The organism is Micromonospora sp. II (genome assembly GCF_001709195.1).
GTDB classification, from domain to species: Bacteria; Actinomycetota; Actinomycetes; order Mycobacteriales; family Micromonosporaceae; genus Micromonospora; species Micromonospora chalcea.
In genome coordinates, this window is sequence record NZ_LYXF01000078.1 from 49,572 (window position 1) to 75,299 (window position 25,728).

At 74.5% G+C, this 25,728-nt stretch carries 25 protein-coding genes; 12 read left to right on the forward strand and 13 right to left on the reverse strand.

Annotation, left to right across the window (positions count from 1 at the left end; translation table 11 throughout):
* Positions 1 to 12: 12 nt before the first annotated feature.
* Positions 13 to 951 carry an NAD(P)/FAD-dependent oxidoreductase gene (locus A8711_RS28680; protein WP_043330356.1) on the reverse strand — a complete coding sequence of 313 codons (939 nt, stop codon included), beginning with the start codon at positions 949 to 951 and terminating at the stop codon, positions 13 to 15.
* 101 nt (positions 952 to 1,052) lie between these two features.
* On the opposite strand from A8711_RS28680, the gene A8711_RS28685 reads away from it, so the two are divergent.
* Positions 1,053 to 1,277, forward strand: a complete 225-nt coding sequence (locus A8711_RS28685) for a DUF3072 domain-containing protein (protein WP_069090028.1) — start codon at positions 1,053 to 1,055, stop codon at positions 1,275 to 1,277.
* A 4-nt stretch (positions 1,278 to 1,281) separates the two neighbouring features.
* On the opposite strand, the gene A8711_RS28690 is transcribed toward A8711_RS28685, so the two are convergent.
* The gene (locus tag A8711_RS28690) at positions 1,282 to 1,782 is read right to left on the reverse strand and encodes a metallophosphoesterase (protein WP_069089907.1); all 501 of its coding nucleotides are present in this window, start codon (positions 1,780 to 1,782) and stop codon (positions 1,282 to 1,284) included.
* Positions 1,783 to 1,871: 89 nt separating this feature from the next.
* Positions 1,872 to 3,662 carry a glycoside hydrolase family 15 protein gene (locus A8711_RS28695; RefSeq protein ID WP_069089908.1) on the reverse strand — a complete coding sequence of 597 codons (1,791 nt, stop codon included), beginning with the start codon at positions 3,660 to 3,662 and terminating at the stop codon, positions 1,872 to 1,874.
* 112 nt (positions 3,663 to 3,774) lie between these two features.
* Between A8711_RS28695 and A8711_RS28700 the strand changes: the two genes are divergently transcribed.
* Positions 3,775 to 4,362, forward strand: coding sequence for a general stress protein (locus A8711_RS28700; RefSeq protein WP_043325043.1), 588 nt, complete (start codon positions 3,775 to 3,777; stop codon positions 4,360 to 4,362).
* A 39-nt stretch (positions 4,363 to 4,401) separates the two neighbouring features.
* On the opposite strand, the gene A8711_RS28705 is transcribed toward A8711_RS28700, so the two are convergent.
* A complete protein-coding gene (locus A8711_RS28705) occupies positions 4,402 to 4,989 on the reverse strand; it encodes a DUF1684 domain-containing protein (RefSeq protein ID WP_069089909.1) in 588 nt (195 codons plus the stop codon).
* 114 nt (positions 4,990 to 5,103) lie between these two features.
* Between A8711_RS28705 and A8711_RS28710 the strand changes: the two genes are divergently transcribed.
* Together A8711_RS28710 and A8711_RS28715 are read left to right on the forward strand one after the other, a co-directional pair.
* Positions 5,104 to 5,586: a MarR family winged helix-turn-helix transcriptional regulator gene (locus A8711_RS28710; protein ID WP_043325045.1), complete on the forward strand. Its 483-nt coding sequence runs from the start codon at positions 5,104 to 5,106 to the stop codon at positions 5,584 to 5,586.
* A gap of 11 nt (positions 5,587 to 5,597) precedes the next feature.
* Positions 5,598 to 6,584, forward strand: coding sequence for a pirin family protein (locus A8711_RS28715; protein WP_069089910.1), 987 nt, complete (start codon positions 5,598 to 5,600; stop codon positions 6,582 to 6,584).
* Between the two features lie 44 nt (positions 6,585 to 6,628).
* Here A8711_RS28715 and A8711_RS33005 read toward each other — a convergent pair whose 3' ends face one another.
* Positions 6,629 to 6,757, reverse strand: coding sequence for a hypothetical protein (locus A8711_RS33005; protein WP_255292629.1), 129 nt, complete (start codon positions 6,755 to 6,757; stop codon positions 6,629 to 6,631).
* Positions 6,758 to 6,896: 139 nt separating this feature from the next.
* Between A8711_RS33005 and A8711_RS28720 the strand changes: the two genes are divergently transcribed.
* Entirely contained in the window at positions 6,897 to 8,486 is a 1,590-nt protein-coding gene (locus A8711_RS28720; protein WP_069089911.1) for a phospholipase D-like domain-containing protein, read from the forward strand.
* Here A8711_RS28720 and A8711_RS28725 read toward each other — a convergent pair.
* Complete coding sequence (locus A8711_RS28725; RefSeq protein WP_069089912.1) at positions 8,435 to 9,172, reverse strand: hypothetical protein; 738 nt, start codon at positions 9,170 to 9,172, stop codon at positions 8,435 to 8,437. The genes A8711_RS28720 and A8711_RS28725 overlap by 52 nt on opposite strands.
* A gap of 286 nt (positions 9,173 to 9,458) precedes the next feature.
* Between A8711_RS28725 and A8711_RS28730 the strand changes: the two genes are divergently transcribed.
* Both A8711_RS28730 and hrpB read left to right on the forward strand, forming a co-directional pair.
* Positions 9,459 to 10,280, forward strand: a complete 822-nt coding sequence (locus A8711_RS28730; protein ID WP_043325049.1) for a SigB/SigF/SigG family RNA polymerase sigma factor — start codon at positions 9,459 to 9,461, stop codon at positions 10,278 to 10,280.
* Positions 10,281 to 10,419: 139 nt separating this feature from the next.
* Positions 10,420 to 12,924, forward strand: a complete 2,505-nt coding sequence (gene hrpB / locus A8711_RS28735; RefSeq protein ID WP_069089913.1) for an ATP-dependent helicase HrpB — start codon at positions 10,420 to 10,422, stop codon at positions 12,922 to 12,924.
* Between the two features lie 3 nt (positions 12,925 to 12,927).
* On the opposite strand, the gene A8711_RS28740 is transcribed toward hrpB, so the two are convergent.
* The gene (locus A8711_RS28740; RefSeq protein ID WP_043325052.1) at positions 12,928 to 13,653 is read right to left on the reverse strand and encodes a PP2C family serine/threonine-protein phosphatase; all 726 of its coding nucleotides are present in this window, start codon (positions 13,651 to 13,653) and stop codon (positions 12,928 to 12,930) included.
* Positions 13,654 to 13,867: 214 nt separating this feature from the next.
* On the opposite strand from A8711_RS28740, the gene A8711_RS28745 reads away from it, so the two are divergent.
* A complete protein-coding gene (locus tag A8711_RS28745) occupies positions 13,868 to 16,474 on the forward strand; it encodes a glycoside hydrolase family 9 protein (RefSeq protein WP_064448766.1) in 2,607 nt (868 codons plus the stop codon).
* A 44-nt stretch (positions 16,475 to 16,518) separates the two neighbouring features.
* Positions 16,519 to 16,839, forward strand: coding sequence for a multidrug efflux SMR transporter (locus A8711_RS28750; protein WP_069089914.1), 321 nt, complete (start codon positions 16,519 to 16,521; stop codon positions 16,837 to 16,839).
* Positions 16,840 to 16,851: 12 nt separating this feature from the next.
* Here A8711_RS28750 and A8711_RS28755 read toward each other — a convergent pair whose 3' ends face one another.
* Complete coding sequence (locus A8711_RS28755) at positions 16,852 to 17,373, reverse strand: DinB family protein (protein ID WP_069089915.1); 522 nt, start codon at positions 17,371 to 17,373, stop codon at positions 16,852 to 16,854.
* A 291-nt stretch (positions 17,374 to 17,664) separates the two neighbouring features.
* On the opposite strand from A8711_RS28755, the gene A8711_RS28760 reads away from it, so the two are divergent.
* Positions 17,665 to 18,543, forward strand: coding sequence for a hypothetical protein (locus A8711_RS28760; RefSeq protein ID WP_064447551.1), 879 nt, complete (start codon positions 17,665 to 17,667; stop codon positions 18,541 to 18,543).
* A 280-nt stretch (positions 18,544 to 18,823) separates the two neighbouring features.
* Here the strand turns inward: A8711_RS28760 and A8711_RS32645 are convergent, their stop codons facing one another.
* Positions 18,824 to 19,351, reverse strand: coding sequence for a GNAT family N-acetyltransferase (locus A8711_RS32645; protein ID WP_231915570.1), 528 nt, complete (start codon positions 19,349 to 19,351; stop codon positions 18,824 to 18,826).
* A gap of 195 nt (positions 19,352 to 19,546) precedes the next feature.
* On the opposite strand from A8711_RS32645, the gene A8711_RS28770 reads away from it, so the two are divergent.
* A complete protein-coding gene (locus tag A8711_RS28770) occupies positions 19,547 to 20,866 on the forward strand; it encodes an MFS transporter (RefSeq protein WP_083297123.1) in 1,320 nt (439 codons plus the stop codon).
* Between the two features lie 23 nt (positions 20,867 to 20,889).
* The gene (locus A8711_RS28775; RefSeq protein ID WP_064447514.1) at positions 20,890 to 21,423 is read left to right on the forward strand and encodes a GNAT family N-acetyltransferase; all 534 of its coding nucleotides are present in this window, start codon (positions 20,890 to 20,892) and stop codon (positions 21,421 to 21,423) included.
* 1 nt (position 21,424) lies between these two features.
* On the opposite strand, the gene A8711_RS28780 is transcribed toward A8711_RS28775, so the two are convergent.
* Genes A8711_RS28780 through A8711_RS28795 form a run of 4 tightly spaced genes read right to left on the reverse strand, consistent with a single transcriptional unit; the run spans position 21,425 to position 25,716 of the window.
* The gene (locus A8711_RS28780) at positions 21,425 to 21,682 is read right to left on the reverse strand and encodes a UBP-type zinc finger domain-containing protein (RefSeq protein ID WP_043325056.1); all 258 of its coding nucleotides are present in this window, start codon (positions 21,680 to 21,682) and stop codon (positions 21,425 to 21,427) included.
* Positions 21,679 to 23,259, reverse strand: coding sequence for a Na+/H+ antiporter (locus tag A8711_RS28785; protein ID WP_069089916.1), 1,581 nt, complete (start codon positions 23,257 to 23,259; stop codon positions 21,679 to 21,681). Before A8711_RS28785 ends, A8711_RS28780 begins: the two co-directional genes overlap by 4 nt.
* A 37-nt stretch (positions 23,260 to 23,296) precedes the next feature.
* Entirely contained in the window at positions 23,297 to 24,271 is a 975-nt protein-coding gene (locus A8711_RS28790) for a TIGR03885 family FMN-dependent LLM class oxidoreductase (protein ID WP_255365715.1), read from the reverse strand.
* A gap of 32 nt (positions 24,272 to 24,303) precedes the next feature.
* Entirely contained in the window at positions 24,304 to 25,716 is a 1,413-nt protein-coding gene (locus A8711_RS28795; protein WP_069089918.1) for an NADP-dependent succinic semialdehyde dehydrogenase, read from the reverse strand.
* Positions 25,717 to 25,728: the final 12 nt, after the last annotated feature.

Sequence of the window (25,728 nt, forward strand, 5' to 3'; positions counted from 1 at the left end):
GCGCGCCCCGGTTCAGCCCAGCCGGGCGGCGAGCGCGCGGCCGAGGTCCCGGCCGGAGCGCCAGGCGGTCTGCACGCGCGGGCGGCCGAACGCGTCGCCGGCCAGGCCGATGCCGTCGTCGTCCAGGTGGAACGTGGCATCCCCGGCGTGCGCGGCCGGGGTCGCGTACGTCCAGCGGTGCACGTGGGTCGACAGCGCCGGCTCGGGCAGCCCGAGCAGGTCGCGGACCGCCTGCTCGATCGCCTCGCGGGCGGCGGTGGGCTGGAGCAGGTGCCGGGCGGCGAACCCGGCGGTGGTGTGCGCTACGAGCACCGGCGCGCCGTCGCCGCGCCGGTCGCCGTCGTCGCAGACCAGGCTGAGCACCGGGTGGTCGTTGACGAACGCGCCCCGGAAGTCCGCCCAGCGGCGGGCCGGGAAGTGCAGCACCCCGGTCAACGCGGACGACCACCGCTGCGCGGCCACCGCCCGGGTCGCCTCGGCCAGCGCCGGGTCCAGCAGCAGCGCGGCCTGCGGGCCGGGCATGGCGAGCACCACCGCCTCGGCCTCGGCGCCGTCGGCCCGGGGGCCCGGCTCGACTGTCATCACCAGCCGGTTGTGGGTCACCGGAAGGTCGCCGGCCAGGTGTTCGACGAGCGAGCGCAGCCCGCGTGGGGCGGCCCACCGCATGGGGCCGGTGACCTGCTCGCGTCCGCCCGGCCCGTACGCGGCGAGCGTGTCGGTCCACTCCCGCGCCAGCCCGGCCGCCCGCCACCGGTCCACCACGGCGGCGAAGTCCGGGTCGTCGACGGTGAAGTACGCGGCGCCCAGGTCGGCCGGGCGGCCGTCGAAACGCTTGCTGGCCATCCGCCCGCCGGTGACCCGAGCGCGCTCGCGCAGCCGTACCGGGATCCCGGCCCGCGCCAACTCGGTCGCGCACGCCACTCCGGCGATGCCCGCGCCGACCACCACCACGCCCGCCCGGTCCGTCGTCACCAGGTGATCGTAGGCGGCGGCCGGCATGAACCCGGCGGCCCGGGGGTAGTGGAACACCTGTTCGAGGAGAGGTGATGAGCATGGCCGACCGCGCCAACACCAACGGCAGGAACGTGAACCCGGACGCCGCCGTCAAGGACCCGGACGACTGGGTCACCGGCGACGAGCCGCCCACCGCCGCCCAGGAGTCGTACCTGCACACGCTGGCGCAGGAGGCGGGCGAGCCGGTGCCGGAGGGCCTGACCAAGGCCGAGGCGTCCCGGCGGATCGACCAGTTGCAGGCGGAGACCGGCCGGGGCCGCTGAGCGGTCAGCGCGGGGGCAGGCGGTGCAGCTCGACCCGGTCGAGCCGCCCCGCCGCCACCCGCGCGGTCAGGTACGTGGCGTGCGGCTGCGCCCGCCGGTCGGTCGGCGAGCCGGGGTTGAGCAGCCGCAGGCCGCCCGGGGCGACGCTGTCCCAGGGGATGTGCGAGTGCCCGAAGACGAGCAGGTCGCAGTCGCCGTACGCGGCGGCGCAGCGCTCCTCGCGGCGGGTCTTCGGGCCGGTCTCGTGCACCACGGCGACGCGCAGGCCGTCCAGCTCGACCCGGGCCACCTCGGGCAGCCGGGCGCGCAGCTCCGGCCCGTCGTTGTTGCCGTACACGGCGACCAGCCGGCGCGACCGCGCCTCCAGCGCGTCCAGCAGCGCCACGTCCACCCAGTCCCCGGCGTGCACCACGACATCCGCGGCCTCCACGGCCGCCCACAGCGGCCCCGGAAGATCCCGCGCCCGCTTGGGCACGTGCGTGTCCGCCATGATCACCAGCTCCACCCCCTCATCCTCCCCCACCCCTCTCTTTCCCGCGCCGATCATGAGGTTGGCGGCACTCGGGGAGATCGACTACGCCGTCAACTTCATGATCAACGCGAAGAGGCGGCGCGGGCGGCGGCGTCGGTGATGCGGCCGGCGGCGGTGATCAGGCCGATGTGCGAGTACGCCTGCGGGAAGTTGCCCATCTGCTCGCCGGTGTCCGGGTCGATCTGCTCGGCGTACAGGCCGAGGTCGTTCGCGCGGGCGGCGAGCCGTTCGAACAGCCGCCTCGCCCGGTTCAGTTCCCCCGCCTCGGCCAGGCCGGCGGCCAGCCAGAACGAGCAGATCACGAACCCGGCCGGGTCGCCGTCGAAGCGGCGCAGCAGCCCGTCGCGCGACAGCCGCCGCTCCAGCAGGTCCATCGTGGCGCGCATCCGCCGGTCGCCCGCCGGCAGGAAGCCGACCAGCGGCATGACCAGCACCGAGGCGTCCAGGTCGTCGGAGCCGAACGCACCGGTGTACGCGCCGACCCGCTCGTTCCAGCCCCGGGCGAGCACCGCCGCCCGCACCTCGTCGCGCGCGGCGGCCCAGCGGGCCACGTCGGCCGGCTCGCCGATGCGCGAGCCGAACCGGACCGCCCGGTCCAGCGCGGTCCAGCACTCCACCTTGGAGGAGACGTAGTGCCGCTGCGGGCCGCGCGCCTCCCACATCCCGGCGTCGGGCCGGTGCCAGCCGCGCTCGGCCTGGTCGGCGAGCGTACGCAGCAGGTCACGCACCTCCGGTGACATGGGGTCGAGGTAGTAGCGCATCAGCCAGGCCGCATCCAGCACCTCGCCCAGCACGTCGTTCTGCCGCTGCCGCCAGGCGTCGTTGCCGACGAGCACCGGCCGGCTGCCGGCGTACCCGGCGAGGTGGTCGAGGTCGTGCTCGGTCAGGTCCCGCTCCCCCTCGACGCCGTACATGATCGGCACCGGCTCGTCACCGATCCGGCCCATCGCCCGGGCCACCCAGGTGAACTGCCGGTCCGCCTCGTCCGGGCAGGCGGCCCGCCAGAGCGCCTGGAGGGTGAGGCTGAAGTCGCGCAGCCAGACGTAGCGGTAGTCGTAGTTGCGGTCGCCGCCGAGCCGCTCCGGCACCGAGGTGGTGGCCGCCGCGACGACGGCGCCGCTGGGCGCGTACGTCATGCCCTGCACCGCGAGCGCGCTGCGCCGCACCTCGTCGCGGTACTCGCCCTGGTAGTCGTGCAGCGCCGACCAGGACCGCCACCCGGCCACCGTCTCGGCGATCACTTCGGCGGCGTCGGGCAGCGCCGGTTCGGCGCCGGCGTACGTCGGGGCGTACCCGAGGGTGAAGCGGTGCGTGCTGCCGGCGCGGGCGGTGAACCGCCCGGTGGCGGCTCCCCCGGCGATGGTGAGCGGGACGTCGGCGCGCAACTCCAGGCGGCAGGCGCCGGCGGTGGCGCGGATCACGCCGTCGCGTTCGGTCAGGTAGGCGCCGACGCGGCCGTACTCGAAGCGGGGCGCGTAGTCGACGCGCATCGCCACCTCGCCGGTGAGCCCTTCCACCAGCCGGGCCAGCACCCGCGGCGAGCGCATCCCGATGTCGTGACCGCGCGCGCCGGGCTCCAGCGCCAGCGCGTCGGTGACGGCCACCGTGCCGGTCGCGGTGGCGAAGACGGTACGCAGCACGAGCGCGTCGTCCAGGTAGGAGCGCGTGCTCGTCGACTCCCCCTCCGGGCGGATGCTCCAGTGTCCCGCGTCCTCGTCGAGCAGGCGGCCGAACACCGACGGCGCGTCGAACCGGGGCGGGCACCACCAGTCGACCGAGCCGTCGCGGTCGACCAGGGCCGCGCTGCGCCCGTCGGCGAGGAAGCCGTGCTCGCTGATGTGTCGGGTCGGCACGGGTGTGGCTACCCGGCGCGGGGCGTCGGCATGCCTCGCCACATCGGTCCGGGCCGGTGCGTTACCGCTGCCCGGCGACGGGAACGCGGCGGGTTGACGAAGGAGGATGCTCATGACCAGACCCTCGACTCCGACCACGGCCTGGCAACCCGGCATGCCGGGCAGCGACAACCTCCCGTCCGGCCCGGGCGGTCGCCCGACGCCGCCGAGCGGGGACGGGCACGGACCGCAGGCCGGTTCGGCGACCGTCACAATCGGCTCGTACCCGGACTATCCGTCCGCCCAGCGGGTGGTGGACTATCTGGCCGACAACCGGTTCCCGGTGGAACGTACCTCGATCGTCGGTACGGACCTCACGCTCGTGGAGACCGTGATGGGACGGCTCACCACGGGCCGCGCGGCCCTGCTCGGGGCCGGCACCGGCGCCTGGTTCGGTTTGTTCATCGGGTTGCTCTTCGGCATCTTCACCGCCGGCAACTGGCTCGCGGTGATCCTGGTCGGCCTGGTGATCGGCGCGATCTGGGGTGCCGTGTTCGGCGCTGTCGCGCACGCGATGAGCGGCGGTCAGCGTGACTTCACGTCGGCCAGTTCGCTGCGGGCCGCCCAGTACGCGGTGACGGTGGACGCGGAGATGGCCGGGCAGGCCCAGCAGCTGCTCAGCCGGATGCACCTGACACCGACGGGCGCCACCGCCCGCTGACCGGCAGGGCGATGAGGGGAGGGCCGGGCGGCCCTCCCCTCATTCGTGGTACGCGCGCTCGCCGGCGCGCAGCGGCACGTCCACCCGGTTCTCCGGCGGGGCCAGCGGGCAGGCCCACCTGTCGTCGTAGGCGCAGCTGGGGTTGTAGAGGTAGTTGGCGTCCAGCCGGACCCGGTCGCCGGGCAGCACGGTCAGGCCGCGGCCGAACGTGCCCTTCACCGTGTCGGTGAGGTACCGGCCCCCGCCGTACGAGCCGTCGCCGCAGGTGGCGTCACGCACGGGCAGGAAGAGCCCGCCCCCGTACGCCTCGATCCACCAGAGCGTGAGCGGTCCCCACGGCGTCTCCGCGACGGCCACCCGCCGGTACGCGACCACGCCGTCCGGGCCGCCGGTGTCGATGCGCAGCTCGCCGGAGGCGGCGCGCAGCGGCGCCTCGACCACTGCCGACGGGTCGGGCGGGTACCAGCGCAGTCCGGTGAAGCCGGGCCGGTCGGCGGGCGGCACCGGGCTGCTGGGGTGGGTGCGGAACAGCTCGTCGCGGGCGGCCCGGAAGCCGGCCAGGTCGAGGTCGGACAGGTAGAGCGCCGCCACCCGCTCCCGCCAGTCGAGCAGGTCGAGATCGTCCATTCCCCGACCCTAGCCGGGCGGCCCGTTCAGGTTTTAAGAAGCCCCCTAAGGCGCGCTGGTCCGCGCACGCCAGGGCCACTTGTTTAAATTTTAAATAGTGCTACTCTCGGAGCCATGACGGAGAGCCTGGACGCCGAGCGGATGGCCTGCTGGCGCGCGTACATCGAGTCGAGCCAGCGGCTGTTCACCCGGCTCGAGGACGACCTGCGCGCCGACAGCGACCTGAGCTTCGCCGACTACCACGTGCTGGTGCTGCTCTCCGAGGCGCCCGGCCAGCGGCTGCGCATGGGGGAGCTGGCCGACCGGCTGGTGTTCTCGCCGAGCCGGCTGACCTACCAGATCACCACGATGCGCAAGCGCGGACTGGTGGCGAAGGAGGCGTGTCCGGCCGACCGGCGCGGCAGCGAGGCAGTGCTCACCGCGGCCGGCCTGTTCGCCCTGCGCGAGGCCGCGCCGCACCACCTGCGCTCCGTGCGCGCCCACCTGATCGACGACCTCGACGACGCCGAGGTCGCCTGCCTCACCCGGGTCTTCGAGCGGCTCGGCCGGCGCCTGCGCGCCGACCGCACCGCGTCGTCCGTCCCGGCCGACAAGTAAGGAGCCCCGCGATGCCCGCGATCACCGTCGACGACGTCCTCGTCCTGCCCCGCCTGCCGAAGCTCGGCGAGGCCACCGAATACCGCTCCGTCCGCCGGGTCACCACTGCCCCCAGCGGGTACGAGGGCGAGGGCTTCCCGGTCCGCCGGGCCTTCGCCGGCGTGCCGATGACCGAGCTGGACCCGTTCATCCACCTCGACCAGATGGGCGAGGTCGACTACGCGCCGGGCGAGCCGAAGGGTACCTCCTGGCACCCGCACCGCGGCTTCGAGACGGTGACCTACATGATCGACGGGATCATGGACCACCAGGACTCGACCGGGGGCGGCGGCACCATCACCGACGGCGACACTCAATGGATGACGGCCGGAAGTGGCCTGCTGCACATCGAGGCGCCGCCGGAGCACCTGGTGATGAGCGGCGGGCTGTTCCACGGCCTGCAGCTCTGGGTCAACCTGCCCAGCATCGCCAAGATGAGCGCGCCCCGCTACCAGGACATCCGCGGCCGAGAGTCGGCGCTGCTCACCACGCCCGACGGCGGCGGCCTGATCCGGGTCATCGCCGGGGAGGTCGCCGGGCACCAGGGTCCCGGCTCGACGCACACGCCGATCACCATCGCGCACGTCACGTTGCAGCCCGGCGCCGAGCTGAGCCTGCCGTGGCGGTCGGACTTCAACGCGCTGGTGTACGTGCTGGCCGGCCGCGGCACCGTCGGCACCGACCGGCGGCCGATCCACCTCGGCCAGCTCGCCGTGCACGGGCCCGGCGAGGCGCTGCGGATCACCGCCGACCGGACGCAGGACTCCAACGCCCCGGCGCTGGAGCTGTACCTGATGGGCGGCCAGCCGATCCGCGAGCCGGTGGCACACTACGGCCCGTTCGTGATGAACACCCGCGCCGAGCTGATCCAGGCGGTCGAGGACTTCCAGGCCGGCCGGCTCGGGGTGATCCCGACCGGGCGGGTGCCGCACAGCGACGGCCAGGGCGACCGGCCCTGACCTGCCACGGGCGCCCCGGTCCGCCGGGGCGCCCGGCCGCGGTCTCAGGAGACGGCGAAGATCCCGGCCACCCCGAGGATCACCATCAACAGGACCGCCACCAGCGCACCCCGCTCCCCCTCCACCGCCTGGTCGCGGTCGTCGGTCACGGTGTTCGTCGTCTCGGCGGGCATGTCGGTGCCTCCTCGGTGTCGCGATCCAGGGGTCCGGCGTACCCCTGGCGCGCGGCACCCACGCGACCTGCTGCTCGCCGTGCGGGGTCCTGCCGGGGGTCCTACCGTGTGAGGACGTCGTCGACCTCGGGGGTGGAACGTGACTCTGCGGGACTGGTTCCTCACCGCACAGGAACGCGCCAACCCGAGGTCTGAGTTACCCGTCTGGACCGATGGAAACCTCGCCGAGCCGTTGATTCACGGAGCCGCGTACTTCGACCGCCTGGTCAGCGAGGTGGAATCGCTCACCGCGGGCGATCATCTGTTCTTCACCGACTGGCGCGGCGACCCGGACGAGCGGATGCGCCCGGACGGCCCGACGGTGGCGCAGTTGTTCGCGCGGGCCGCCCAGCGCGGGGTGATCGTCAAGGGCCTGATCTGGCGCTCCCACCTCGACACGCTGTCCTACAGCGAGGCGGAGAACCGCGACCTCAGCGAGGCGATCCGGGCGGCCGGCGGCGAGGTGCTGCTCGACCAGCGGGTCCGGCGCGGTGGCTCGCACCACCAGAAGCTGGTGGTGCTGCGCCATCCGGGCGACCCGAGCCGGGACATCGCGTTCGCCGGCGGCATCGACCTGTGCCACAGCCGCCGCGACGACGCCGGCCACGCCGGCGACCCGCAGCCGATCGGCATGTCCCCCCGGTACGGCCCCACACCGCCCTGGCACGACGTGCAGCTCGCGGTGCGCGGGCCGGTCGTCGGCGCGCTCGACACCACGTTCCGGGAGCGGTGGACCGACCCGATGCCGCTGGACTCGGAGAACCCGATGGCCTACCTGCGGGACCGGCTGCGCGGCTCCGACCTGCGCCCCGACCCGCTGCCCGAACAGCCCGCCGACCCGCCGCCCTGCGGGCCGCACCACGTGCAGGTGCTGCGCACCTACCCGGCGGTGCGGCCCCGCTACTCGTTCGCCCCGGACGGCGAGCGCACCGTGGCCCGCGGCTACACCAAGGCGGTACGCCGGGCCCGGCGGCTGATCTACCTGGAGGACCAGTACCTCTGGTCGACCGAGGTGGCCGAGCTGTTCGCGCAGGCGCTGCACGAGCATCCGGACCTGCACCTGGTGGCGGTCGTGCCCCGGCACCCGGACGTGGACGGCCGGCTCGCGCTGCCGCCGAACATGGTCGGCCGGGAGCAGGCGCTGTCGCTGTGCCACCGGGCCGCGCCGGAGCGGGTGCACGTGTTCGACGTGGAGAACCACGACGGCACGCCGGTCTACGTGCACGCGAAGGTCTGCGTGGTGGACGACGTGTGGGCCAGCGTGGGCAGCGACAACTTCAACCGCCGCTCCTGGACGCACGACAGCGAGTTGTCCTGCGCGGTGCTCGACGACACCCGCGACACCCGCGCGCCGGCCGACCCGGCCGGGATGGGCGACGGAGCCCGGGTGTTCGCCCGCGACCTGCGGCTGCGGCTGTGGCGCGAGCACCTGGACCGTGATCCCGGCGGCACGCAGGACGACGACCTGCTGGACCCGGCGGACGCGGTGGCCGCGATCACCACGGCGGCGGAGGAACTGGACCGCTGGCACGCCGGGGGCCGGGCCGGTCCCCGTCCGCCGGGCCGGTTGCGGCCGCACCGCCCGGAGCGGCTGCCCTGGCGTACGCGGCTCTGGGCGCTGCCCGCGTACCGGCTGGTCTACGACCCGGACGGCAGGCCGCTGCGCGCCCGACGGGCCGGCACCTGGTGACGGTCGCTCACCTCGTCGGGCACGTTCGGGCGGGCCGGATAGGCGAACGAGACCCGGGGCGAGTAGAACCCCCAGCACACGTGCAGCGGGTTGGCCGGCCGCAGCGCGTGGACCGGATGCTCCGGCGCCGGGAACTCCACCGACTCGACCTCGAACGGTGACACCGGCTCGGCCACGTACGGGTAGTCGGTGACGATCAGCTCGCCGCCGCGGCCGGTGAGGTAGCGGTGGTGGCCGTTGTGGACCTCGGTGCCGGTGTGCCCGACCCGGGCGGTGACCCGGATCAGCAGCGTGCCGTCGCCGGCCCGGGTCTCGGCGGTGAGCCGGTCGCCCCGCAGGTCCAGGCGCGTCTCCCCGGCGGCGGCGGGCGCGCCCCGTGCGGCGGCGTACCGCCGGACCCGCTCGCTGGAGGAGAAGTAGTGGGTCCACCAGCCACCCGGCGTCCCGCCGTCGGGTGGATCCATGTCCGCCAGTGAGACACCCAGGTAGGTGAGCGAGTACGCGCCGAAGCCGGAGGTCTGTGTCTCGTCGTCGACCACGTACTGGTTGACGAAGACCTGACGCTGCGGGTGCGGACGCAGACCGGCGGGCAGCAGGGTCTCGACCACGCCGGGATCCGCCGGGAGCCAGCTGAACAGCAGCGTCCGGGCGTTGATGACGAGTTGCGGCGCGGCGGGATCCAGCACGGTGCCTCCGTTGACGTGTCGCTACGGACGGTACGGGCGGTCCCGTCGGCGGGACAACGACAGAAAGGCGACACTTCGCCCACCTGTCGGATTCCGCGTTGACCGATCGGGGCGCGCTATGCCCGGAAAAACGAGGTCCATACCCCGCCACACCTTAAGTACATCGTACTTTCGGCTAGATTTCGGCAGCACGATCGGGCTATGGTGGCTCCCGAACGTACTACGTCACCTAAACCTGAGCGTCACGTCTTTTTCTTCCGCGGACGAGGTGCAGGGAGGACCACCCATGACCGCCCACACGATCAGCGCCCCGGCGACCACGCCGGCCGGCTCCGCGAAGCTCGACCCCCGCTCGCTCACCGACAGCGCCGCCGACCTGCTCGCCGCCATGGCCGCGCTGCCGGCCGGCCACCCCTCGCGGCCCGCGCTGCGCGACCGCGCCATCGAGGCGTGGCTGCCGCTGGCGAACCACCTGGCCCACCGCTACAGCGGCCGCGGCGAACCGAACGACGACCTGGCGCAGACCGCCGCGATCGGCCTGATCAAGGCGATCGACAAGTTCGACCCGTCGCGCGGCGTCGACTTCGCCGGCTACGCGATCCCCACCATCATCGGTGAGCTCAAGCGCCACTTCCGCGACCGCACCTGGGACATCCGCGTCCCCCGCCGGTTGCAGGAGCTGCGCCTGGCGATCTCCGACGCCAACAGCACGCTGCTCCAGACGCTCGGCCGCTCGCCGACGGTCGCCGACATCGCCGCCCACCTCAAGCTCACCGAGGAAGAAGTCCTCGAAGGCCTGGAGGGCGCCCGCGCCTACAACGCGGTGTCGCTGTCCACGCCGACCGGCGACGGCGAGCGGGCCACCGAGCTGGGCGACCTGCTCGGCGGCGAGGACGGCGAGTTCGAGCTGGCCGAGACGCGCGTCGCCCTCGGCCCGGCGCTGGCCACGCTCGACCAGCGCGAGCAGAAGATCCTCACGCTGCGCTTCTACGGCAACCTGACCCAGTCGCAGATCGCCGAGCAGATCGGCGTCTCGCAGATGCACGTGTCCCGGCTGCTGGCCCGGGCCCTGACCAAGCTGCGCGGTCAGCTCGACGGAACGTACTAGCAGGTGGCGGCGGCCGGGTCGGCGGACCCGGCGCAGCGGTCCACCCGGCCCGGTCGGCGGTGCGCCGGCCGGGCCGTTCCGTGTCCGCCCACCGGGGCCGGTGCGACAGCCCGCCGGGGGCGGGTGCGAGAGTGGGTCGGTGCTCGCCGACGTCGCCCTCGACCTGCCGGTCCGGCCGGTGCTGCCGGCACTCGTCGAAGCGCTGCGCGACCGGGGCGCCGCCGTGCTGGTGGCGCCGCCGGGCACCGGCAAGACCACCACCGCGCCACTCGCGGTCGCCGACGCCGTCGCCGGACGGGTGGTGATCGCCCAGCCCCGGCGGGTCGCCGCACGCGCCGCCGCGCACCGGATGGCCGCGCTGCTCGGCGACCGGGTCGGCGACCGGATCGGCTACGCGGTGCGCGGCGAGCGCCGGGCCGGGCCGCGTACCCGGATCGAGGTGGTCACCACCGGTCTGCTGGTGCGCCGTCTGCACCACGACCCGGAGCTGCCCGGCGTGGACGCGGTGCTGCTCGACGAGTGCCACGAACGGCAGCTCGACGCGGACCTGGCGCTGGCGTTCAGCGTCGAGGCGCGCGGCACGCTGCGCCCGGACCTCTGGCTGCTGGCGATGTCGGCCACCCCGCAGGCGGACCGCTTCGCCGCGCTGCTCGGCGCGGGCGACCCCGCCCCCGTGGTACGCGCCGAGGCCGCCCTGCACCCGGTCGAGCGGGTGTGGGCGCCGCCGCCGCGCCCGGTGACGCCACCCGGCGGTGGCCGGGTCGATCCCGCGCTGCTGGACCACGTGGCCGCCACGGCCCGCCGGGCGCTGCGCGAACGCGACGGCGACGTGCTGGTCTTCCTGCCCGGCGCGGGTGAGATCGGCGCCGTCGCGCGCCGCCTGGCCGACCTGCGCGACGTCACGGTGCTGCCGTTGCACGGACGGCTGCCCGGCCCGGCCCAGGACGCGGCGCTCACCCCCGCCGCCGGGCGGCGCGTGGTTCTCGCGACGGCGGTGGCGGAGAGCAGCCTGACCGTGCCGGGCGTCCGGGTCGTGGTGGACGCCGGCCTGAGCCGGGTGCCCCGCACCGACCTGGCCCGGGGGCTGGGTTCGCTGGTGACGGTGCCGGTGTCCCGGGCGGCGGCGACGCAGCGGGCGGGCCGGGCCGGGCGGGAGGCGCCGGGCGCGGTCTACCGCTGCTGGTCCGAGGCGGCACACGAGCGGCTCGCCCCGCAGCCCGAGCCGGAGATCGCCACCGCCGACCTGACCGGGTTCGCGCTGGAGCTGGCGGCCTGGGGCACCCCGGACGGCGCCGGCCTGGCGCTGCCCGATCCGCCGCCACCGGCCGCGCTGGCCGTGGCGCGGGAGACCCTGGGCACGCTCGGCGCGGTGGACGACGACGGCCGGATCACCGCGCGCGGCCGGGCGGTCGCGGCGGCAGGCACGCATCCCCGGCTGGCGCGGGCCCTGCTGGACGGCGCGCCCCGGGTCGGCGCGGACCGGGCCGCCGAGGTGGTGGCGATCCTCGGCGAGAACACGCTGGGCGGGACGGGGGACGACCTGCCCGCCCGCTGGCGGCGGCTGCGCGACGGCGTCGACCCGGCCGCCACCGCGCGCTGGCGCACCGAGGTACGCCGCCTGCGCGCCGCTCTGCCCGCCGACGACGCCGAACGGAAGCGCCTGCCCGACGATCTGGCCGCGGGGCTGATCGCCGGACTCGCGTACCCGGAACGGCTGGCCCGGACGCGGCGACCGGGCGGGTCCGCGTACCTGATGGCCGGCGGGACCGCCGCGGAGCTGACGCCCGGGTCGGGGCTGGCCGGAGCGGCGTGGCTGGCCGTCGCGGTGGCCGACCGCTCCCCCGGCGCGCCGGCCGCGCGGGTACGGCTGGCCGCGCCGATCGACGAGGCGACCGCCCGGGAGGCCGGGGCGGCGCTGCTATGTTCCGGGCGGGAGGTGGCCTGGACCGGCGGCGACGTGGTGGCCCGGGAGGTGGACCGGCTCGGCGCGATCGAGCTGCGCGAGCGGCAACTGACCGCGCCGGAACCGGAGCTGGTCGCGGCGGCGCTGCTGGACGGGCTGCGGCAGGAGGGGCCGGGACTGCTGCGCTGGACGCCGGAGGCGACCGGGCTGCGCCGCCGGATGGCGTTCTGCCGCCAGGCGCTCGGCGGGGACTGGCCGGACGTCTCCGACGCGGCGCTGCTCGACCGCGCCCCCGACTGGCTCGGGCCGGAGCTGGTCCGCGCCCGCCGCCGGGCCGACCTGAGCCGGGTGGACGTGGTGGCGGCGCTGCGCCGGCTGCTGGACTGGCGGCAGGCCGCCCGGCTGGACGAGCTGGCCCCGGAACGGCTCGCGGTGCCCAGCGGATCGCGGGTACGTGTCGACTACGCCGATCCGGGCGCGCCGGTGCTGGCGGTGAAGCTCCAGGAGACGTTCGGCTGGCGGGACGTGCCGCGCATCGCCGACGGGCGGGTGCCGGTACTGCTGCACCTGCTCTCCCCCGCCGGGCGGCCGGTGGCGGTCACCGCCGACCTGGCGTCGTTCTGGCGCACCGGCTATCCGCAGGTGCGGGCGGAGCTGCGGGGCCGCTACCCGCGTCACCCGTGGCCGGAGGACCCGACCACCGCCGAGCCGACCCGCCGGGCCGCTCCGCGCCGCCGGTGAGGGCTACTCCTCGACGACGTCGGCGATCACGACGGTGATGTTGTCCGGGCCGCCGGCCCGCAACGCCAGGTCGATCAGCCGGGCCGCGCAGGCGTCCCGCTCCATCTGCTCGTTGAGGACCTCGGTGAGCGTGTCCGCGCGGACGACGTTGGAGAGGCCGTCGCTGCACAGCAGCCAGCGGTCGCCCGCGCGGGGCACCATCGTCGCGTACGACGGGGAGACCTGGTCGCCCTGCAACGCCTGGGTGACCACGGCCCGCCGGGGGTGGCTGCTGGCCTGCTCGGCGGTGATCACGCCCTGGTCGACGAGCATCTGCACGAACGTGTCGTCGCGGGTGACCTGCTTGAGCACGCCCTCGCGGAACAGGTAGGCGCGGGAGTCGCCGACGTGCGCCAGCGCCAGGCAGCTGCCGGTACGGGCGAACAGCAGCGCGGTGAGCGTGGTCCCCATGCCCTGACGTTCCGGGTCCTCCTCCACCGCCTGGCGGATCCGCGCGGTGGCCAGCTCGATCGCGCCCTGGAGCGCGGCGACGAGCGCGTCCTCCGGCGTCTCCACGTCCAGCGGGGCGATCGCGTCGATCGCGATGCGGCTGGCCAGGTCGCCGGCCGCCATGCCGCCCATGCCGTCGGCCACCGCGACCAGCCAGGGGCCCGCGTGCTGGGCGTCCTGGTTGCCGCTGCGGATCAGCCCACGGTCGCTCGCTCCGACGGAACGAAGCTTCAGGGTCATGGGTCGCAGCCTGCCAGGTCGAGGGCTCGGTTGTCTGTAGGAGATCACCGACATCGTACGTGGCGCGCCGGACCCCTCCGCGAGCGGGCGCTCGGCCGAGCATCGGGCCGGATCGATTGACAGCGACGGAACGCGGTGGAAACATCGGCCTGATATTGGGAGCGCTCCCAGTTCCCGGTCTCCCCCACCACCCCCGAGCACGGAAGGAACCTCCGTGACCCGATCCCGACGTCGGCTCGCCGCGCTCGCGGCCACCACGCTGGCGCTCACCGGCCTCACCGCCGGCCCGGCCCTTGCCGAGGTGCCGCCGGACGCCCCCGAACAACTCCGCAACGGCGACTTCAGCGCCGGTGTCTCCCCCTGGTTCTCCTACGGCACCGGCGACCTCGCTGTCGTCGACGGCCGGCTCTGCACCACCGTCGCGGCCGGCACCGCCAACCCGTGGGACGCCGGCATCGGCCAGGACGCGGTGCCGCTGATGCAGGGCGCCGAGTACGAGCTGTCCTTCGACGTCTCCGCCACCCCGGGCGCGGCCGTCAAGGCGGTGCTGCAGCTCGGCAGCGCCCCCTACACCACGTACGCGAGCGTCGACGCCACCGCCACCGGCACCTCGAAGCGCGTCACCACCACGTTCACCTCCCCGGCCGAGAACCCCACCGCCCAGCTGATCTTCCAGGTCGGCGGCAGCGCCGAGGCGCAGACGTTCTGCCTGGACAACGTGTCGCTGCGCGGCGGGGAGCCGGCGCCGCCGTACGAGCCGGACACCGGGCCCCGGGTCCGGGTCAACCAGGTCGGCTACCTGCCCGGCGGGCCGAAGCACGCGACTGTGGTCACCGAGGCCACCGACGCGCTGCCCTGGCAGCTGAAGTCGGGCAGCGGCGCGGTGGTCGCCAGCGGGAAGACCACGCCGCGCGGCACCGACGCCGCCTCCGGGCAGAACGTGCAGACCGTCGACTTCTCCGCGTACCGCAAGCCGGGCACCGGCTACACGCTCACCGTCGACGGCGAGACCAGCCACCCGTTCGACATCTCCGGCGCGCTCTACGACCGGCTGCGCGCCGACTCGCTGCAGTTCTTCTACGCCCAGCGCAGCGGCATCGAGATCGACGGCGACCTGATCGGCGAGGAGTACGCCCGCCCGGCCGGCCACCTCGGCGTCGCGCCGAACCAGGGCGACACCGACGTGCCGTGCCAGGCCGGCGTCTGCGACTACTCGCTGGACGTGCGCGGCGGCTGGTACGACGCGGGCGACCACGGCAAGTACGTGGTCAACGGCGGCATCGCCACCTACCAGCTCCTGAGCACCTTCGAGCGGACCAAGACCGCCGAGACCGCCGACGGCGGCGCCGCCCTGGGCGACTCCACGCTGCGGCTGCCCGAGCGCGGCAACGACGTGCCGGACGTGCTCGACGAGGCCCGCTGGGAGCTGGAGTTCCTGCTGCGCATGCAGGTGCCGGCCGGCAAGCCGCTGGCCGGGATGGTCCACCACAAGATCCACGACCGGAACTGGACCGGCCTGCCGCTGCAGCCCCAGGACGACCCGGAGCCGCGTGAGCTGCACGCGCCGTCCACCGCCGCCACGCTGAACCTGGCCGCCGTCGCCGCGCAGTGCCAGCGGCTGTACGCCCCGTACGACGCCGCCTTCGCCGCGCGCTGCGGCACCGCCGCGAAGACCGCGTACGCGGCGGCCAAGGAGCACCCGGCGATCTACGCCTCGGCCAGCGACGGCACCGGCGGCGGCGCGTACGACGACTCCAACGTCAGCGACGAGTTCTACTGGGCCGCGGTCGAGCTGTGGCTGACCACCGGCGACAAGGCGTACCTGGCCGACGTCACCGGCTCGCCGCTGCACACCGCCGACGTGTTCGCCCCGAACGGCGCGTTCGGCTGGCAGAGCGTCGCCGCGCTGGGCCGCATGGACCTGGCCACCGTGCCGAACACGCTGCCCGCCGCGGAGAAGACCCGGATCCGCGAGTCGATCACCGCCGCCGCCGACAGCTACCTGGCCACGATCGCCGGCCAGGCGTACGGGCTGCCGTTCCCGGGCACCGCCGACGCGTACGTCTGGGGCAGCAACAGCAACCTGGTGAACAACGCGATCGTGCTGGCCACCGCGTTCGACCTGAGCCGGGACGCGAAGTACCGGGACGGCGCGGTGCAGGCCGCCGACTACCTGTTCGGCCGCAACGCGCTGAACATGTCGTACGTGACCGGGTGGGGCGAGCAGCACGCCCGCAACCAGCACAGCCGGATCTTCGGCCACCAGCTGAACCCGGACCTGCCGCGCCCGCCGGCCGGCTCGCTCGCCGGTGGCCCGAACGCCGCGCTGCAGGACCCGTTCGCGGCGAACCTGCTCGCCGGATGCGCGCCGATGTTCTGCTACGTCGACGACATCAACTCGTACGCGACGAACGAGGTGGCGATCAACTGGAACTCGGCGCTGGCGTGGCTCGCGTCGTTCCTGGCCGACCAGGGTGACGCCGGCGCGGTGCCGGCGCCGTCCTGCGCGGTCACCTACACCACGCACGGGAGCTGGCCGTCCGGCTTCACCACCCAGGTGACGGTGCGCAACACCGGCACGACGGCGGTGAACGGGTGGAGCCTGCGGTGGGCGTTCCTCGGCGACCAGAAGGTGGACCACGCCTGGTCGGCGCAGCTCGGCCAGAGCGGCGCCACGGTCACCGCGAAGAACCTGTCCTGGAACGCGAAGCTGGCGCCGGGCGCGTCCACCACGTTCGGCTTCAACGGCACCGCGTCCCGGTTCCCGAACCCGGATCCGGGGCTGGTCACCCTGAACGGGAAGGCCTGCACGGTCTCCTGACCGAGCTGACCGGACGCCATCGCAGGACCGGGTACGGTCCTGCGATGGCGTACCTCTTCCTGCTCGGCGCGATCACCGCCGAGGTGATCGGCACGAGCCTGCTCAAGGCCACAGACGGTTTCACCCGGCTCTGGCCCACACTGGGCCTGGCGGTGGCGTACCTGTCCGCGTTCGGGCTGCTCTCGCTGGCGGTGAAGGACATCCCGGTCGGCGTCGCGTACGCCGTCTGGTCCGGCCTCGGCACCGCCGCCATCATGGCGATCGGCGCGGCGTTCCTGGGCGAGCCGCTGAGCGTGGCGAAGGTGGTCGGCGCGGGGCTGGTCATCGCCGGGGTGGTGGTGCTCAACCTCGGCGGCGCGCACTGAGCGCGGCCCGGCTCAGCCCGGCGGCCCCGCCGCGCGCAGCAGCCGGAGCTGCCCGATCTCGGCCACGTTCTTCATCAGCTCGGCGTTCACCCACGCGGCCAGGTGCGTCACGGTGAGACCGGCGTCGGCGGGCCAGGGGTACGCGGACGGCCGGTCCAGGTCGGCCTCGGCCAGCGCGCCCGCCCACTCCGTCCGCAGCTCCCGCAGCCAGGCGACCGTCTCCGCGCCCGGCCCGGGCCAGCGGATGTCGTCGCGTTCCCGCGCCGGCCGCTGCCGCACATGGTCGGTAGCGACCGACCACCACCAGCCGATGTGCCAGGTCAGCCACCCGATGGTGGGTGCCGGGACCGGGTCCGGCTCGGTGTCGGCCCAGTCGGGACGCCACCCGCCGCCCCGGCCGGGGCGCATGGTCCAGCACAGCGCGGCCGGCTCCCAGAGGAAGTCTGCCGGCTCCAGCCGGTCGAGGTGGTACTCGGCGAGCGCCCAGGTCAGGTCGAACTGCCAGCGCAGCAGGCCGGTCACGGAGGCAGGCATCGCGCGATCGTGGCACGGCAGGCGCCCGCGGTCGACCGGTTAACCCGCCGCGCGGGGTCGGCGTGCTGCCCTGGGTCGCCGTGTCGTCCCGGAAGAGAAGGGTTTCCCCTCCGGCGTTATGCCTCTCAGGCATATTCATGACTGAGAGGCATAGCGCTCAGAGCTCATCCTTCCAGCGGTGCCTGCCGACCGCGCGTCACCCCGCTTACGAGAATCCGGTGGACTCGCACACGCACGTGCGCGACCGTGACCTTCGTGGGCGGCGACGCGGAACGTCGGGTGTGGGCGGCAATGCCAGCCGGTAGCCGCAAGGCGCTCGCCGCGCTCCCGGCGGCGGACCTGCGAACACTGCTTCTCGGCGTCGCCCGGGACCGCGCCGGGGCCGTCCGTCCGGCGCAGGTGCTGCGGCGCTGGCAGGAGGACCGGTTCGTCCGGCCGTCCGCGGCCGACCCCCGTGCGCTGTCCCGGGTGGAGGGGCGGATCTGGTCGTTGTTACCGCCGGACGTGGCAGGGGTGGAGTTGTCGCCGGTGGCGCCACTCGGCACCTGCGCCGCCGTCGCACCGGTCAGCCAGCACCGGATCGTCTCCACGATGCGCGGCACGGAGGTGGTCAGCGACCCGACGAACGCCCTGGCGGTGGAAGCTGCGGCGCGCCGCAGCCAGGCCGACGAGGTGCACCTGGCCGCGATGCACAGGGTGCTGCGGGCACAGGACTTCGGTCCTGACGCCTCGGCCCACTTCCGGCTCTGCGCGCTCGTCTCCACCGCGCGGGACACCGGTTCGGGGCGCACCGAGGCCCGGCTGCTTCTTCGGCATCTCACCTTCTGGCGCACCGTGCTGGCCGAGCTGGCCCCGGCGGCCGCACCGCGATTGCACGTCACGGCCCTGGACCCGATCGTCGGCGAACGGCTCCACGACACCGTCCGGCCCGCGTTCGGCGACAGCCTTGTTTCCCTGCACGACGAGCCGGAGCGAAAACGCGGTCGCGGCTACTACCGGGGCGCCGCGCTGCGCGTCTCGCTGCACGACGACAAGCGGGATGTCGGTGACGGCGGCTTCACCGACTGGACCGCCCGACTGCTCGGCGACGCCAAGGAGCGCTGCCTGATCTCCTGCCTGGCGACCGAACGCCTCGCCGACTTGACACCTTGGTCCGACGGAGGCCGCTGAACGGCGCGCTCACCGGAGCGCGGGGATTGATCCGCGGGGTGAGCGGCATCGCTTTGTCCAGGGCAACGCGACAGCCGACCCGCGCCTAGCGTCGACCTCATGGCCCCGGCCGGACCTCGCTGATGGGACGCATCGCGCCGCTCCCGCCGCCCAGGGCGGTGGCTGGCCGGCGGCGCGCTCTACCTGGCCCGGAACGTGGGACTGGCTCGTACGAGACGGACGGGGTGGCGATCAACCGGAACGTGGCAACGCCCCGATGCCCGGTCGACGGATCAACCGCTCAGTCGGGTAGGCGTGCGGGGACGGGGCGGCGCATCGCGATCCGCTCGGCCGGGTCGAGGCCCAGCGCCGCCTCGGCGGCCAGCAGCTCGATCAGGCCGGGCGTCAACTCCGCGCCGCTCAGCTCGCGGAATCCGCACCGCACGTAGTAGGGCCCGTTCCACGGCACCGAGCGGAACGTGGTCAGCGTCAACGCCGGCAACCCCTGCGACGACGCCCACACCGCCACCCGGTCGAGCAGACGCCGCCCGATGCCACGGCGGGCGTACGCCGGATCGACGCTGAGCTGCTGCACGTGCGCCGCGCCGTCGACCAGATCGGCGAGCACGAACGCGATCGGCCGGTCGGCCGGGTCGGTCGCCACCCACAGCCGGCCGGCGCGCTGCCCGGCGGCCAGCGCCTCCACCGGCAGCGGCGGCATGTCGGCCACCAGGGTCATGCCGATCTCCCGGAACGGGGTGCCGGAAGCCACCTCGATCCGCTGCACCTCGGTCAGTTCCTCGGCCCTGGCGATCCTGCTGCGCTCCACGGCGCCGACCCTGGCAGAGCGGGGACTGGCAGGCGAGGGATTTCCCGCACCGCGCTCGCTCCGGATGTTTCGGCGGTGACCGGCGGCGGCGACGCCCGGCGGGCTCGCGGTGTGACAGGCGTCGCCCCGAGCGGGGCTCCGGGCCAGCCGGAACAGTCCTAGCGTCGACCCCATGGCCCTCGCCGGACCCCGCTGATGGGACGCGTCTCGCCGCTCCCGCCGCCCGGGCCGCTGCGCACCCTCGCGTACGCCACGCTGGTCAACACGGTCGGCGCGGGGCTGTGGCTGGCGGGCGGGGCGCTCTACCTGACCCGGGACGTGGGCCTCTCCGCCACCTCGGTGGGCGCCGGGCTCACCGTCGCCGGGCTGGTCGGGCTCAGCGCGAGCGTGCCGCTTGGCGCGCTGGCCGACAGGTCGGATCCGCGTACGCTCCGGGCCGTCCTCCAGGTGGGCCAGGCGGTCGCCGCGCTCGCGTACCTGCTGGTCGGCTCGTTCCCGGCGTTCCTGGCGGTGGCGGTGCCGGAGGCGCTGCTCGCGACCGGCAACCTGGCGGTACGGGCGGCGCTCGTGGCCGCGGTGGGCGGCCCGGACGGCCGGGTGCACGCCTTCGCCACGCTGCGCGCGGTGGCGAACCTGGGCATCACCGTCGGTACCGCGCTGGCCGGGATCGCGCTCGCGGTGGACACGCACCGGGCCTACCAGGTGCTCGTGGTCGGCAACGCGGCCACCTACCTGCTCTCGGCGGCACTGCTGCTGCGCCTGCCGCCGCAGCCGGCCGCCGACGCGCGCCGGGCCACGGCGGCGAGACCGGCACCCGACGCGGAGACGACGCCCGGAGCGATGACGACCGGCGGTGGCACCCGACGCGGACCGGGCGCGCGGCGGCGCGGCGGACCGCTGCGGGACGGACGATTCCTCGCGGTCAGCGGCGCGTCGGCGGTGCTGAGCACGCACGTGACGGTGCTCGTGCTCGTCGTACCGCTGTGGACCGTGGACCGGGCCGGCGCGCCGCCACCCGTGGTGTCGGCGGTGCTGCTGGCAAACACGGTGCTCACCGTGCTGCTCGCGGTCCGGCTGAGCCGGGGCGCCGAGCGGGCCGCGCCGGCCGCGCGGAAGCTGCGCCGGGCCGGGCTCGTGCTCGCGGCGGCCACACCGCTGTACGCGGCGACAGCCGCCATGCCGGTGCTCCCGGCGGTCGTCCTGCTGCTCGTCGCGACGGCGGTGTGGACGGTGGGCGACCTGTGGCACGGCGCGGCCGGGGCGGGCCTCGCCTACGACCTGGCCCCGCCCGGCGCGATCGGGGCCTACCAGGGCGCGGACGGCCTGCTCGCCGGGTTGGCCCAGGCGCTCGGCCGGGGCCTGCTCACGCTGCTGGTGCTCGGCAGCGGTCCGGTCGGCTGGCTGGTGCTCGGCGTGGTCTTCGCCGCCGCGGGGCTGGCCGCCCCGGCGCTGACCCGCCGGGCGGTGGCGCACCGGCCGGCGCCACGGGCGCGACCCGTCGGCGTGCCCGGCTGAGCGCGGTGTAGCAGCATGGCGGGATGACCGACCAGTCCTCCCTCACCATCCGCCCCGGCGGACCCGGCGACGCGCCCACGCTGCTGCGGCTGCTCGACAGCGCCACCGCCTGGCTGGCCGAACGCGGGCGTACCGACCAGTGGGGCACCGAGCCGGCGTCGATCGACCCGCGCCGCATCGCCCAGGCCGAGGAGTGGGCGGCCGGGGACGGCCTGTACCTGGCCGAGATCGACGCGACGGTGGCGGGCGCGCTGGTGGTGGGCGCGGCGATGGACTACGTGCCGCCGGCCACCGAACCGGAGCTGTACGTGAACCTGCTGGTCACCGACCGGGCGTACGCGGGGCGCGGGGTCGGTGCGGCGCTGCTGGCGTACGCGGCGGAGCTGGCCCGCGAACGCGGCGTGGGCCTGCTGCGGGTGGACTGCTTCCGCAGCCCCGACCGGGCGCTCGTGCGGTTCTACGAGAGCTGCGGGTTCACCGCCACCGAGCCGTTCACCGTGGAGCGGCCGGGCCGCCCGACGTGGACCGGGCAGGTGCTGGAGCGCCGGGTCGGCTGAGTCAGCCGATCTCCTCGTCCACGAAGCACCAGCGCCACGACTCCCCCGGCTGGACCGACCGCATCACCGGATGCCCGGCCGACTCGAAGTGCTTCGTGGCGTGCTGGTACGGCGACGAGTCGCAGCAGCCCACGTGCCCGCAGGTCAGGCAGGCGCGCAGGTGCACCCAGTCCGGGTTGCCGATCGCCACGCAGTCCGGGCACTCGGTGGTGGTGGCGGGCTCGGCCGTGCCCGCCTCGGCCAGGTGCCGGCAGCTCATTCGACGACCTCCTGTCGCAGCAGTGACTCCTCCAGATCCAGGTCACGATAGGCGCGGGTGAGCACCTCCTCCGGGATCTGGCCGGAGTCGCGGGCGGCCCGGAACACCTCCCGCTCGGCATCGATCATCTCCTGCCGCAGGCGCGCGTACGCCTGGGAGGGGGTTTCCCGTTCGGTGCCGCCGAGCCGTTCCCAGGCCAGGTTGGCCCGGGTGGTGGTCAGCCCGCGCAGCCGTTCCACGACGGCCTCCGGCGCGCCCTCGGCCAGCTCGTCGAGGCGCTTTCGGGCCGCCCGGCTGGCCCGCTGCTGCACCCCGGCGGCGGACAGCGCGTCCTGCACCGGGTCGTCCGGCGGCAGCCGCAGCCGCCGGGCCAGCCAGGGCAGCGTGGCGCCCTGCCCGACCAGCGTCGCCACGATCACCGCGAAGGCCAGCCAGATCAGCAGCGCGCGCGGGTACGGCGTGTCGCCGGCGAGGGTGAGCGGCAGACCCAGCGCGGCGGCCAGCGTCACCACGCCCCGCATGCCGGCCCAGCCGATGACGACCGGGAACTGCACCGGCGGCGCGGGATCGCGCCGGCGTACCCGCGGCACCAGCCGGGCCAGGTAGGTGGCCGGGAAGACCCAGACGAACCGGGCCAGGAAGACGGCGGCCAGCACCGCGGCGGTGATCGCGGCGAGCGAGCCGAGCGGCTCCTCCAGGTCGCGTACCACCTCCGGCAGCTGCAGGCCCACCAGCAGGAACACCAGTCCTTCGAGGAGGAACCGGATCAGCCGCCAGAACGCCGTCACCTGCAGGCGGGATGCGGCCGACATGAGCGTCGGCAGCTTGTGCCCGATGCCGAGGCCGGTCACTACCACCGCGACCACCCCGGAGGCGTGGATCTCCTCGGCGGCGAACACCACGGCGAACGGCACGATCAGCGACAGCGTGTTGTCCAGCACCGGGTCGGTGGCGCGTTTGTGCAGGTAGCCGAAGACCACCACGCCGAGCAGGCCGACCAGGACGCCGCCGCCGGCCGCGACCACCACCTCCCGGGCCACGTCGCCGGCGCCGACCCCGCCGGTGGTGGCGGTCGCCGCGACGATCGCGACCCGCAGCAGCACCAGCGCGGTGGCGTCGTTGACCAGGCTCTCGCCCTCCAGGATGGTGACGATCCGCCGGGGCAGGCCGACCCGGCGGGCCACCGCGGTGGCCGCGACCGCGTCCGGCGGCGCCACCACCGCGCCCAGCGCCAGGCAGATCGCGTACGGCAGGTGGGGCAGGAACCAGTGCACGACGGTGCCCACCACGAACGCGGTGAAGATGACCAGCCCGACGGCGAGCAGCAGGATCGGCCGCAGGTTGAGCCGGAACGCCGGCACCGACGTCTCCACCGCCGCCACGTACAGCAGCGGCGGCAGGATGCCCACCAGCACCAGGTCCGGGTCCAGCCGCACGTGCGGGAAGAACGGCAGGAAGGACAGCGCGAGACCGAGCACCACGAGCAGGATCGGCGCGAGCAGGCCGAGCTTGCGGGCCAGCGCCGCGCCGAACGTGGCGATGGCCAGGAAGACCACTACCTCGAACAGAGCATCCACGAGCGTCGAGCCTATGCGCCGCGGCGTCGATGTGTGATCAGGCGGCGGAGCGCAGCTTCGGCAGCACCTCCGCGCCGAACGTGTCGATGAACGCGCGCTGCTCCTGCCCGACGTGGTGCAGCGCGATCTGGTCGAAGCCCAGCGCCACGTACTCCTCCAGCCAGCCGATGTGCCGGCCCAGGTCGGCGGAGACGTTCACGGTCTCGGCGACCGTCGACATCGGCACGTCGGCGCTCGCCACGTCGAAGTGTTCGGGGGTCTCCAGGTCCCAGCACACCGGCGGCGCGAACACGTTGCTGCGCCACTGGTCGTACGCGATCGCCTCGGCCTCGGCCTGCTCGGGCGCCCAGCTCACGTGCACCTGCAGGTGCAGCGGGCCGCGTCCGCCCGCGTCCCGGTAGGCGTCGATCATCCGGCGCAGGTGCTCGACCGGCGCGTTGACGGTGATCAGCCCGTCGGCCCACTCGGCGCACCAGCGTGCAGTGGCGACGCTGACCGCGGCGCCGACCAGCGCGGGCGGCTCCTCCGGCCGGGTCCACAGCTTCGCCCGGTCCACTGTGACGAGGCCGTCGTGGCTGACCTCCTCGCCGGCCAGCAGCGCCCGGATCACGTCGACGCACTCGCGCAGCCGCGCGGAGCGGACGTCCTTGCGCGGCCAGACCTCGCCGGTGATGTGCTCGTTCGCCGCCTCGCCGGTGCCCAGCGCGGCCCAGAACCGTCCCGGGTACATGGCGCCGAGCGTGCCGATGGCCTGCGCGATGATCGCCGGGTGGTAGCGCTGGCCGGGCGCGTTCACCACGCCGAAGGACAGGTTCGTGGCCTGGAGCGCGGCGCCGAGCCAGGACCAGGCGAACCCGGACTGGCCCTGCCGCTCGCTCCACGGCGAGAAGTGGTCGGAGCACATGGCCGCGTCGAAGCCGGCGCGCTCGGCGTGGATCACCGCCTCCAGCAGCCGGGCCGGGTGGATCTGCTCGTGGGATGCGTGGAAGCCGAACGCCGTCATGGTGGGCACTCCTACCCGTGACGGCGTCCGGCCAATCGCGTCTACTCGGAGTGCGCGCCGGCGCCCGCGCCGGCCTTGCCCTCGCCGATCCACACGGTCTTGGTGTTGCAGAACTCGCGCATGCCGGCGGCGGACAGCTCGCGGCCGTACCCGGAGTTCTTCACGCCGCCGAACGGCAGCTCCGGATAGGACGTGGTCATCCCGTTGATGAACACGTTGCCGGCGTCCAGGTCGACGGCGAAGCGCTCCTGCTCGGCCGGGTCGTTGGTCCAGGCGTTGGAGCCGAGGCCGAAGCTGGTGCCGTTGGCCACTTCGATCGCCTCGTCGTACGAGCCGACCCGGTAGAGCCCGGCGACCGGCCCGAACACCTCCTCGGACCACATCCGCATCTCCGGGCGCAGGTCGGTGACCACGGTCGGCGGGTAGTACCAGCCGTCGCCGGCCGGCTTCTCACCGCCGCAGAGCACCGTCGCGCCCTGGTCCACCGCGTCGGTGACCTGGGCGTGCACCTCGTCGCGGCCACGCTCGCTGGCCAGCGGGCCGACGTCGGTGCCGTCGTCCATCGGGTCGCCGACGCGCAGGGCCGCCATCCGGGCGGCGAACTTCTCGGCGAACGCGTCGAACACGTCGGTGTGCACGATGAACCGCTTCGCGGCGATGCAGGACTGACCGTTGTTCTGGCAGCGGGCGGTGGTGGCCACCTCGGCGGCGGTGTCCAGGTCGGCCGAGGGCATCACCACGAACGGGTCGCTGCCGCCCAGCTCCAGCACCGTCTTCTTGATCTCCCGGCCGGCGATCTGGGCGATGGACCGGCCGGCCGGCTCGCTGCCGGTGAGCGTGGCGGCGCGTACCCGGGGGTCGCTGAGGATCCGGTCGACCGCGTCGGAGCCGACCAGCAGCGTGGTGAACGCGCCCTCGGGGAACCCGGCCCGCCGGAACAGGTCCTCCAGGTAGAGCGCGGTCTGCGGCACGTTCGAGGCGTGCTTGAGCAGGCCGGTGTTGCCCGCCATCAGGGCCGGGGCGGCGAAGCGCATGACCTGCCACAGCGGGAAGTTCCACGGCATCACCGCGAGCACCGGGCCGATCGGCTGGTAGCGCACGTACGCCCGCCTGGCCTTGACCGCGACGGCGTCGGCGGGCTCGTCGGCGAGCATCGCCGGCGCGTTGTCGGCGTAGAAGCGGCAGGCGGTGGCGCACTTGGTGACCTCCGCCTTGGCTGCGGCGTACGTCTTGCCCATCTCGGTGGTCATCAGCCGGGCCGTCTCGTCGCGCTCGGCGTCGAGCCGGTCGGCGGCGGCGGTGAGCCACCGGGCCCGCTGCGCGATGGTGGTCTCACGCAACTGCCGGAAGGCCAGGTCGGCCCGCTCGATCGCGGCGTCGATCTGCTCGTCCGACATCGCGTCGTACGTCTTGAGCACCTGTCCGGTGGCGGGATTGGTGGTGGCGATGGGCATGTCGTCCTCCTG